An 11,439-nucleotide genomic window follows, 5' to 3' on the forward strand; every position below is an offset into this window, starting at 1 on the left:
CCCTATAACCCGATTATGTTAAGGCCATCCCACACCATAGCAATCTGTTCTGGCAGGCTTTATCCGTTCACGCCCTGCTAAGAATCGCTTTATTTGCCCACTGAAGAGTGAAATTTCCCTTGTTTCAGTTCTTCACGAAGAATTGCATGTTCATCTTCGGTAAATTTATATTTACGCATAATGAGGATACGCACCACGGCACCCACGGCGGGCAACAGAGAAATACAGAAAAATAGGCCATTCAATGTCCATGTCGATTGGGCCACATTAGGCATATATCCCAATATTGACAGGATCAGGCCAGAGACACCGCCAGCAACAGCGACCGACAATTTACCGACAAAAGTCTGCCCAGAAAACGTGATGGCCGCGCAACGCTTACCGGTGTGATAGTAGGAATACTCTACGGTATCGGCAATCATCGCGGAAATAAGTGGATTCGTCATCATGAAGATGGCAGTGATCACGGTTAGCCATACCATGACTGACACGACATTATTATAACCGGTGAACCAAAAACCAATGCGAGCGATTATTTCCAACACACATAATGCAATGAATAAATCTCGCTTCTTAAAACGTCGGGTTAAAAGTGGCGTTCCCAGACAAGCTAAAGCACAGGTGAACGTAATTAAGCCGATAACAGAAACCAGCTCAGCATCCCCCATGTTATAAGTGAAAAAGAAAATATAAAAAGTATTCACGATGTTAGAAAACACATTCATGAAAAAGGCGCTAAGAATAAAAAATAGCGGCTTATTTTGCCAGACCACAATAAATGTCTGCTTTAGGGTGACCTTTTCCGTCACCGTGACGTTGACGCGTTCTTTTGTATTAAAGAACCCATTCAACATGAGTATCACCCCCAAAATCATGAGGATAACAACACCCGCAAAATAACCACGATCAGCACTATTCTCAGCAAATAACCCGCTGATATAAGGGAATAAAATCATCGTAGCACCGATACCCGCATTCACACCCAACATCGCGCAGGTCGCTGTTTTAGCTCGCTCTTGCGGTTCATCCGTCATCACAGTGCTCATTGACCAAAATGGGATATCAGAAAGGGCATACAGCGTCCCCCACAGGATACAAGTCACACCTGCGTATATCGTTTTAGTCATCAAGCTGGCTTCGATATTATAAAATGCAGCGACAGTAACGAGGAAAATCAAGAAGGGAGTAAACAACAAATATGGACGGAATTTCCCGCGCCGCATATTAATAGTATCCATTACACCGGCAATTAATGGGTCATGTATAGCATCCCATACCCTGGCAATTAAAAAGATCATACTGGCCGCTACCGGCGAAATCCCCATAATGTCAGTATAGAAAAAGAGAATAAAAGTCCCAACCAACCCAAAACTGAAACACTGCCCCATCCCATACCCAAAATAAGACGCCAGCTCTTTCATTGGGATTTTCATGCCTGAATTGTTCATATTTATTTTTAGCCTTTTATCCCCTTCGTCCTTCAAGCTACAGAGGTGCTGGCTGTCCAGGCTCATCCCAGTCACTTAGTTCTCTAAGCTCCTGGGAATTTACTCGGTTGCCGCCTACCTGCATCTCGAAGTCACTTGGGTATATATTATGTAAGGTACAGATAAATTTTTAATGCCCGCCACAGCCCGATATGTCACTGAGGTTGCTATGGCAGAGCAGGCTATATTTATGTATTTTTCAGAGCTAACGCCTTTAGCAGTTCCATTTCAGAGGGGTCATAAGCGGTACCCTCCTCATTAAAAACATCATGGAACCAGCGGGACGCATAATCATTATCGGTACGTTTAATTTCAGGCCATGGAATATGAGTTTGAGTCGCGCCTTTGACTAACCCCCATTGATAACAGCCAATACCTTCAGCGTTAAACAAAGGTAACTGTTCATGCATTTTCGATTCGGCATGACGTGCCAACCATTCGGTACACAGCATTGGGCGCTTATATTCTTTCAAAAGGCCAATAGCTTTGTTCATTAAATCTAACGGTACATAGGCATGGAAGGAGATGATATCCGATAATTCCAAGGCGCGTAGATCCGTCGGATGCTGATAAATAGGCGCATTGAGATCCAGAATATTAGCAATATGCCAGGCACCCACCGTGAGTGGCTGTGTCGGGTTGACCTCCCGCGCCCATATAAATGCTTTTTCCATTAACTGGTGGCTATATTCTTCCAGCGCCGGATCAAAAGCGTCTTCACCCGCTAAGGTGAAAATCATGCGGTTGGTTGGCTCGTTGTAGAGATCCCATATCACGATCCGTTCATCGTGAGCGAAATGACCAATAATATCTTTGAGATACCGTTCAACCTGTCCCCATAAATAAGGCTGCATGACCACATTGCGGCCAGGGCTGGCGGCAGCCTGACTATTATGCAAACCGGGAATAGGTTGCTTTTGTTGCCCGATAAAAGGATGGTCACCAGAAAAGCCACAATCATCCATTAGGGTTAACATCACTTTGATGCCAACACGTTGGCAAATATCGAGAAAATGTTCAATTCTAGTCATTAATCCATCAGGATCGTGCTGCCAAACAACAAAGGGCAAATTGGTCCGCAGTGTGTTGTAGCCAGCCTCAGCAGCCCATTGCAGCTCTTGAGTTATACAGGCCGGAGCGAACGTATCCTGTTGCCACATTTCAGTCCAGTTGACGGCGGTACGCGGTAAATAGTTAAAACCACGCAACCATCCCTGCTGTTTATGCCATTCCCATGATTTTTCTTCAGACCATTTGCTCATAATTATTCTCATCTAATAAGTGGCTGCATCTTTAGCTAATATATTAGCTAATAAACTAATCTCAAACAGTCATCTCATCAAAAGTGATACACATCACGAAATTATTTTCAGCAAGAAATACAAATTAATAAATATCAATACGTTATATTATAATTGTTTTATAAAGCATGGCTGAGGCATCCGAAGACGGATCGAATGAATGGAGATATCAGCCCGGCAAGGCCCTGATGCACAGCCCTGCTAGCTAAAATCTGTTAGTATAAAAAAAGATGAAATATAGCCAGTATGAGTAAAATATGAATAAAAAAACTAAAGTGACCATGAGCCACATTGCGGCTAAAGCGGGAGTATCACAATCAACAGTTTCATTGGTGTTAAACGGTTCTTACAGCATCAAACTGGCAGATGACACCAGAGAAAAAGTACTGCGTATTGCTCAGGAGATGGGCTATGTCCATAAAGCCGTGGAACGGCCCATTGCCAGAGATAAAATAGCATTAATTATCAATGGGCTAATAAACCACGATCCTTTTATTGAAGCGATCAGTGCTGTTCAACAGGCAGCCTGGCAACACAATAAACTGTTGGCGATTTTTGATCAGGAAAATGAACCAGAGCACTGTGCAGCACTTGAAGAGGAAATCCGTCGGGGAGGTTATCAGGGGGTAATTTACGCCTCTTGCATGACCAGCCAGTTAGCACCGATGTTTCATAATCTGTCCATTCCAATGGTGATGCTGAATGGTTATTGCCCTGAGCTACCCGATGTTCCCTGTATTTTACCCGCAGATAAAATTGGCGCTTATAAGGCCACCAGCCATTTATTGCAGCAGGGATATAAACGGATTGCCATTCTGGCTGGCGAACTGTGGATGGATGCCGCCAACGACCGTATTAGCGGTTACCGGCAAGCGCTCATCAACCATGATATCTGCCCTGATGAAGGCTATATCCAGGTGACAAACTGGTCATTGAAGGAAGCGTATAAAAAAACACTGGAATTGCTGGCACTCACTGCCAAACCAGAAGCGATTTTCTGCAGTAGTGACTATATAGCACTCGGGTGTTATCAGGCGATTTTGTCACAAGGGTTGCGTATTCCCGATGATATCGCGGTCGTGGGCTATGATAATCAAAGTATTTCCTCTGAACTGTCGCCAGAATTAAGCTCAGTAGACTTACCTTACGGTGAAATGGGCGAAATGGCGCTGCATACCTTACTCAACATCACTCAGCAACAACCCTTGCTGTCGTTGAAAATGAAGGTTGAAGGCGAGCTGGTTATCCGACAGTCTTCGATAAGACCAGAGAAATAGCCTATCCCACACCAACCTCCATTTAATGAGACTTAATTGAGAGCAATTCTTAATTAATAACAACTCTTAATTGGGTACAACTCTCAAAATTAACATTTTTTACTAAGCCATAACGAATTGCTCACTTATCATACCAAAAGATAACATGCGCAACGATATAACCCCATGAGGTTCACGTGATCTAACGATAAAAAATGAGGATACTTTGTTATGGCTGACGCACCTTTATCGACTGCTGCACCGCCCTCAATCTCCAGGCGCAATTTAGCGATTCTGATTACTGATATTCTGCTATTTATTCTTCTACTTAATGTTCTACCTTTCGACGCTAACGCCAATCGCGGCCTGGCCATCTTGGCCTTTATTGGCATCCTCTGGCTGACCGAAGCACTTCACGTCACGATCACCGCACTGTTGGTTCCCCTGATCGCCGTGGGTACGGGGCTAATGGACGTTAACACGGGGTTGAGATCCTTCGCTAACCCTATCATCTTTCTATTCTTTGGTGGCTTTGCTCTGGCAACGGCACTGCATATTCAAGGCCTGGATAAACTGATTGCTAACCGCCTGCTACTTGCAGCAAAAGGGCAATTGATGGTTGCGGTGCTGATGCTGTTTGGTGCCACGGCATTAGTATCCATGTGGATTAGTAATACCGCGACGACGGCAATGATGCTGCCGCTGGCATTAGGTGTCATCGGTAACCTGAACCTGGAACGAGAACGTAATACCTATGTCTTTATTCTGCTGGGTATTGCCTATAGCGCCAGTATCGGTGGATTGGGTACCTTGGTGGGGAGCCCGCCTAATGCCATTGCAGCGGCACAGTTGGGGCTAGATTTTGTCGGTTGGATGAAATATGGCACTCCCGCGATGATCATTCTGATGCCGCTAATGGTGGTGACGCTGTACGTCATTCTGCGGCCTAATCTTAAGCATCATTTTGATATCGAACTGGAGCAACTACCCTGGACGGCCGCACGTAGAATCACGATAGGTATTTTCGGTATGACGGTCATTGGCTGGATTTTCAGTAGTCAATTGAGCCAAATGCTCGGTGGGGTGAAACAGTTTGATACGCTGGTCGCACTGAGTGCAGTCGTCCTGATTGGCATTAGCGGCGTCGCCAGTTGGCGTCAAATTCAGCAAAACACCGGATGGGGGGTATTGCTGCTGTTTGGTGGGGGCTTGACGCTAAGTGTTATTCTGCGCGATTCCGGTGCCAGTGCCGTTATGGCACAAGGCATTGTCTCCATTTTTGGTGCCTATCACTGGTTTATTATTATTCTGGCAGTAGCGGCTTTTATCATCTTCCTAACCGAACTTACCAGTAATACAGCCAGCGCGGCTTTGCTAGTACCGGTGTTTGCCACCGTCTCTGAGGCTTTAGGTATGCCACCGCTTCTGCTGACCATGATTATTGGTATCGGTGCTTCCTGCGCATTTATGCTGCCGGTCGCCACGCCACCAAATGCTATTGTTTATGGCACGGGTTTTATCAGGCAACCAGAGATGGTGAAGGTTGGTTTTTGGTTAAATATCATCTGCATCATCGTTGTCTCGCTATTAGCCTGGTATCTCTGGTATTAAGGCGCTGAACCTGACGGTACATTGCGCCGTCAGGGGATTAAACCCCTGCATGGGCCTAATTTACGGGGCGATGACAAAGGGCGCGCTTATCGCAGACCATGTCTGGCAAGAGGGGATTACCCGCCAACGATTTAATGTTCCGCCTATCGGGTGACCCGTTAAATCGCGGCCATGAATCGGTCAGACTTTGAGGTCAGCAGCGGTAATAAGGTCTTCTGAACCCATCAAAATGATACGCTTCACGGCATCATCACTCAGTGCCTGTGGACCCGCATATAAAGAATGGTATCCCTTGGGGAAGCTCGGAACGGTAAACTCCCGCATAATCCGCTGCTCTACCTGGCTGACCCCTCCTTCCAGCATCTCTTGTGCATGAATCAGAATATGAGTGCGTAAATAGCGCCGCTTTAACTGGTTAATAAACCCAGGTAAGACTTGTGACACCAGAGGATATAGGCAGGCCTCAGCAATAAAGAACTCGCCAATCAGCAGCCGCTCGGTACTAAAATTAGCTATGCCGGAGACAACTTTCTGGCTATCCAGATTTTTCAAAGTAAGATGATTTTTGCGTATTTGCAGGTAGAAAAACGGCATGTTCCCTTGTCACTCATGGTACTGATATCCTAATATTTGAGGCATGTGCTCAATATTTTTGAATATCCATTATTTGGAACCTAAGTATTGCGTAATTGTTTGCGGAGTGCAATCTATAAGGCTCTGTTGAGAATAGTCTCAAACGGAATGTCTGATAAGCGGGGGAGTTATATTTTCAGGCACGCTAAGTCAGTAAATAACTAATATCACATCAACCTAAAAATAATAAAATCCATTCAGTCTTCTATAGAAAATTAGCGAAAACTGTTAAGCTTACTAAGCTAATAATCATTAGATGATGACTCTCAATATAAACCATCACTTAGCTTATAACCCCCCACTCCCTCGCTACTATTATTAAAAATAAACAACTTGATAGCGCCATTATTTTCATCTGATATATTAAGAAGGTTATAGAGTTACTCGCCAGTGTTAGCGTGAAATGATTATATTTACACTAAATAGCTTTTCATAATACCGCTACACCCTGGCTTCCGAGGAAATGTGAAGCCACCGCCATAAATTGCTTCACTTTTATTCGTAATTACCACATATAACGACATTGATGGTTTTTTGATTCTGCCCCGGTGTGGCGATCCGTTTTGGCTGGCCTTTCATACACCAGTCAGTACCGATTTTAGGGTTGAGATCGATATCCACTTCATCTTCATAAAATACCGGATTTGCCACATCGTTTTTCTCCAGTGCAGTCTGTATTGCAGCGACTTTTTCAGCATAGTGTGGATCCTTAAATTTTAACGTTGGTGCCGCTCTGCGCCAGACAATACCGGCCTGACATAAACAACGATATACAGTGCTAATTGATATGCTAATACTAAAAAGTTTTTAATTTCAATGGATAAAAGTGTTGTGGGGGTTGTTGCACCAACAGAATGAGTGTCGGGATAATCTGTTCAACGGGCCATTGTCTGGGGCGTCCGGCTGGAAGGCTTTTCAGACCTTCGATGCAAAATAATGTGAACCAATTAATCCATCGACTGACAGAAGAGCGAGCAGCACAAAGCGTTCTGGCGGTATGAGAGACAGTATCGCCCCGATGAAGCATTAGCATGGCAGTGAGTCTTCTTGCGTAATCTTTATCACGCGTTTTATGAATAGCTTTCTGCATCAAACGTCGTTCAGGACGCGGGATAGGTGCTATGATCGACATAACTCAGTCCAGTAGGTTTTTTTGATTGGTTTGGCGATTGCTCAGATCGCTCAACTCGGACTGAGTTCCCTTTTGGTGATCTACTATTTTGAAAAGCTATTTAGATAATTCGATTTTCAGGAAAGCGGTAAGCGAGATGATTGTAGTAAGTGATTCGGGTTATTGGCCCCAACCAACGCACATGTAGTATGACAGCCATGCAAGCAAGAAATATCTTAAAATTTCATTTTTGAGTTGTTTACATTAAAAAAAATAAACATATCAAGTTAATATAAAATACTGAATTCGTATTTTATAAAAAAGAACACCACTCTTTATAAAATTAAGCCAAACAACTGAGTCTATAAGGATATTTTATGAGTTTTAATACCTATTTAAAATTAACAGGAAGTGAACAAGGATTAATCTCTGCTGGATGCAGTTCATTTGACTCGATTGGAAATCGACATCAGAATGGTCATGACGATGAAATTCAGATACTATCCTTAAATCACGCCATAACAAGAGAGCAACATTGTACACATCATCCTGTTGAATTTATCAAACCAATTGACAAATCATCACCACTAATGGCTATAGCCATATCCAACAATGAAATATTAACCCCATCATTTTCAATTTATAGATTAAATCAATCTGGTGCTTTGGAAATATTTTATGAGATAAAATTAACTAAAGCTACGATAATAGATATCAGTTCAAATTACCCTCATGTAATAAATAATCATGGTGCAATACCGTTTGAAAAAATCTCGTTTATATATGAGTCAATATCCTGGCAACATAAAATAGCAGGCACATCAGGTTATAGTATATGGAGTGACAGAGTTTATTAAACCAATCAATTTTCGCGCCCATGCATTCAAGTAAATATCATTTATGTATGGGCAACGTTAAAATTAAGTCATGAAAATTTTTCTCAAACGATATGAAAAATAAAATGACAAACAAAAACCACCATAGACTACGTACATCATGAAAAATTCAGGTACTTTACCAGACATATATATGAAGAACGCGAAAAACAGCATAGCTAAAGCAACAAACAATAAATCTATAAATACGCGATATAATAGTTTCATAAAAAAACCTCTGTCATAAAATAAACTTTAGCGCTTGAATTATTTCATCAGTTGATTTTCTTTTTATCGAATCCATTAAAACACCCACCTTTTTTTCTATTAGAAAGTAAAGCATTTCTATTTTTTCCTGATATAGTTTATTATAGACAATACTATTTTCACGCCTCAACTTCCTAAATAGCTTTTCATAATACCGCTACACCCTGGCTTCGCCAGGCTGGTTTCCGGGGAAAGGTGAAGCCACCGCCATAAATTGCTTCACTTTTATTAGTAATTGCCACATATAACGACATTGATGGTTGCGAGTAAGGGTTTCGTGCAGTGATAACCAAAGCAACTCTATTTTATTTAACCATGGTGAATATGTCGGTAAAAACAACAGCTTAAACTTCGGGTTTTCCTGTAACCAGTCTTCTACTTTACGGCTTTTGTGTATGACATAATTATCCAGGATTAATGTAATGGTTTCAGCTCGCCGATAGGTTTGCCTCAGCTTTTCCAACATATTGATAAATAAGATAGAGTTTTTGCTTGCCCCACTAACGTAATCGACCTTACCTGTCATCGCATTGACTGTTCCTGAAAGATAGTGTTTTTGATTCTGCCCCGGTGTGGCGATCCGTTTTGGCTGGCCTTTCATACACCAGTCAGTACCGATTTTAGGGTTGAGATCGATATCCACTTCATCTTCATAAAATACCGGATTTGCCACATCGTTTTTCTCCAGTGCAGTCTGTATTGCAGCGACTTTTTCAGCATAGTGTGGATCCTTAAATTTTAACGTTGGTGCCGCTCTGCGCCAGACAATACCGGCCTGACATAAACAACGATATACAGTGCTGATTGATATGCTAATACTAAAAAGATTTTTAATTTCAATGAATAAAAGTGTTGTGCTCCGGCGTGAACGTAACCATCCAAAGTGTTGTGGGGGTTGTTGCACCAACAGAATGAGTGTCGGGATAATCTGTTCAACGGGCCATTGTCTGGGGCGTCCGGGAGGAAGGCTTTGTAGTCCTTCGGAACCGAATAAAGTAAACCAGTTAATCCATCGTCCGACAGAAGAGCGAGCAGCACAAAGCGTTCTGGCGGTATGAGAGACAGTATCGCCCCGATGAAGCATTAGCATGGCAGTGAGTCTTCTTGCGTAATCTTTATCACGCGTTTTATGAATAGCTTTCTGCATCAAACGTCGTTCAGGACGCGGGATAGGTGCTATGATCGACATAACTCAGTCCAGTAGGTTTTTTTGATTGGTTTGGCGATTGCTCAGATCGCTCAACTCGGACTGAGTTCCCTTTTGGTGATCTACTATTTTGAAAAGCTATTTAGATAATCACCATTTTGATCAGCATCTGCAATCCATTCTAAAGATGTTGACGTCTCTTCATATACTTTAAACGCTGAGCCACCATGCCCATGGGTATCTTTTGACCACCAAAGACCTGTCTTACTATCTTTATAATATTTTTCATTAAAAGGCCCTCCTTGAAGGATTGAAGTTGTCCGAACTCCATCAATATTCCATCCATTCAACCCCAGTGGATCCACCCATCCCAGTGTATTCACCGCAAACTGGTACGGATTTAATCCGCCTTTTAGCCCTATTGGGTCCTGGCTGATAAAGACACCGCAGGCCGGATCATAATAACGGTAGCGGTTATAATGTAAACCGCTTTCCGTGTCGTAATATTGGCCCTGCATGCGCAGCGGCTGGCGCAGTTGGCTGGTACCCGTGACACTCAGTTGCCCGAACGGGGTGAACTGTGCTTCCCATACCACTTCGCCTTCGCTATCCTGCAGGCGGATCGGCATACCGTTCGGGTCATTCTGGTAGAAATAAACGTGAGCTTCATCTAATTCGGTTTTTAATGTGTGACGTCCAGGCTGCTGCCAACCCAGCACCGATTCTTTACATTTTTGCTCAAAATAGGCCGTCATCCGCCAGGCTTCAATCGTTAATACTGCATCATCCTCCGTGAGGGTATAAACCGCGATAGCGATTTTCCTGCCTCCACCAATTAAACAATCACACTTTTAATAAATCAGTTTTCACACTGTGAAATATAAAAAATCAACGAAAACTGATGTTAACCAACTGGAAAATTTAATTTAAATAGTTCTAATTGGTTAACAAAATCAATCACAATTCATTTTTTATACTTGCTAAAATACCATATAGTTTATTTCTATCTTCAAGTGAAATACCTAAATCCTCCATCTTATCAATAGAACGCTGTAAGGCATCCAAAAATAAATTGGCTCGTTGAGAGAAATTACCATTTAAAAATTCATTGTGGTCTATCTTCAATCTAAACTCTAAAACTTTACGCTTAATATGACGTTTAGCAACTTCATCTGCCCAGTTTTTACTATCACGAATCATGACAATAAAAGCCCATTTGTCATAATCATGATCGAACGTAATTTCATCAAGATTGCTATTAACTTGCTTCTCTATGAAAATCCTAGTCTCTCTATATAACTCAGCAACATCTATATCAGCCTCTGACGATACCCATAATTTCATAATTTAATAATCCGATTTATTCAATGATGGACGTAGACCACCATTATTATCTTTATATTCTAATATATTATCATGTTGCCAAGCATGCATATCTTTCTTAGAACCACTGGCTTCGAAGAACATATCAACATTATTTTCATCTAAATACTTCTGAGAGTATCTCTTCTCACCTTGAGTTGTTTCACCATATTTCGTAACATCACCGGAATCACGATCACGCAAAGTATACCCTTCTGCTGGTTTATCAGTATCATGGCTATTTCCATGTGCTGAATTACAAGATTTGTTTTTTTTACGCCCCGGTTTCTTCGCAAACTGACCATTATTTCTACGTTTTTTCCACAACCCCAGCGGATCCACCCATCCCAGTGTATTCACCGCAAACTGGTACGGATTTAATCCGCCTT

At 42.4% G+C, this 11,439-nt stretch carries 8 protein-coding genes and 4 pseudogenes; 3 read left to right on the forward strand and 9 right to left on the reverse strand.

Features of this window, described 5'->3' with window-relative positions; translation table 11 throughout:
- Window positions 1-89 precede the first annotated feature (89 nt).
- Window positions 90-1,514 (reverse strand): MFS transporter, encoded by a 1,425-nt coding sequence (locus AC971_RS17500; protein ID WP_025381292.1) that lies wholly within the window; start codon window positions 1,512-1,514, stop codon window positions 90-92.
- Window positions 1,515-1,675: 161 nt separating this feature from the next.
- On the reverse strand, window positions 1,676-2,749 hold the full coding sequence (locus AC971_RS17505; RefSeq protein ID WP_025381293.1) for a cellulase family glycosylhydrolase: 1,074 nt from the start codon (window positions 2,747-2,749) through the stop codon (window positions 1,676-1,678).
- 296 nt (window positions 2,750-3,045) lie between these two features.
- Between AC971_RS17505 and AC971_RS17510 the strand changes: the two genes are divergently transcribed.
- Window positions 3,046-4,065, forward strand: a complete 1,020-nt coding sequence (locus tag AC971_RS17510) for a LacI family DNA-binding transcriptional regulator (protein WP_025381294.1) — start codon at window positions 3,046-3,048, stop codon at window positions 4,063-4,065.
- Between the two features lie 210 nt (window positions 4,066-4,275).
- Window positions 4,276-5,655, forward strand: a complete 1,380-nt coding sequence (locus AC971_RS17515) for an SLC13 family permease (protein ID WP_025381295.1) — start codon at window positions 4,276-4,278, stop codon at window positions 5,653-5,655.
- A gap of 180 nt (window positions 5,656-5,835) precedes the next feature.
- Here the strand turns inward: AC971_RS17515 and AC971_RS17520 are convergent, their stop codons facing one another.
- Entirely contained in the window at window positions 5,836-6,249 is a 414-nt protein-coding gene (locus AC971_RS17520; RefSeq protein WP_025381296.1) for a YjaA family stress response protein, read from the reverse strand.
- Between the two features lie 570 nt (window positions 6,250-6,819).
- Window positions 6,820-7,420: pseudogene (locus AC971_RS25270) on the reverse strand (helix-turn-helix domain-containing protein); the annotation flags it as partial.
- A gap of 356 nt (window positions 7,421-7,776) precedes the next feature.
- Between AC971_RS25270 and tssD the strand changes: the two are divergent.
- Window positions 7,777-8,184 (forward strand): annotated as a pseudogene (gene tssD / locus AC971_RS17530) (type VI secretion system tube protein TssD); the annotation flags it as partial.
- Between the two features lie 135 nt (window positions 8,185-8,319).
- Here tssD and AC971_RS23380 read toward each other — a convergent pair.
- The 5 genes and pseudogenes from AC971_RS23380 to AC971_RS23390 all read right to left on the reverse strand — a co-directional run.
- A complete protein-coding gene (locus AC971_RS23380; RefSeq protein WP_071825429.1) occupies window positions 8,320-8,502 on the reverse strand; it encodes a hypothetical protein in 183 nt (60 codons plus the stop codon).
- Window positions 8,503-8,698: 196 nt separating this feature from the next.
- On the reverse strand, window positions 8,699-9,730 hold the full coding sequence (locus AC971_RS17535; protein ID WP_048677770.1) for an IS630 family transposase: 1,032 nt from the start codon (window positions 9,728-9,730) through the stop codon (window positions 8,699-8,701).
- 83 nt (window positions 9,731-9,813) lie between these two features.
- A pseudogene (locus tag AC971_RS25275) lies at window positions 9,814-10,362 on the reverse strand (RHS repeat-associated core domain-containing protein); the annotation flags it as partial.
- A gap of 283 nt (window positions 10,363-10,645) precedes the next feature.
- On the reverse strand, window positions 10,646-11,032 hold the full coding sequence (locus AC971_RS24445) for an Imm44 family immunity protein (RefSeq protein ID WP_144236050.1): 387 nt from the start codon (window positions 11,030-11,032) through the stop codon (window positions 10,646-10,648).
- 140 nt (window positions 11,033-11,172) lie between these two features.
- Window positions 11,173-11,439: pseudogene (locus tag AC971_RS23390) on the reverse strand (RHS repeat domain-containing protein); the annotation flags it as partial.

Origin of the sequence: Yersinia similis (genome assembly GCF_001053095.1) — a bacterium.
Lineage (GTDB): Bacteria > Pseudomonadota > Gammaproteobacteria > Enterobacterales > Enterobacteriaceae > Yersinia > Yersinia similis.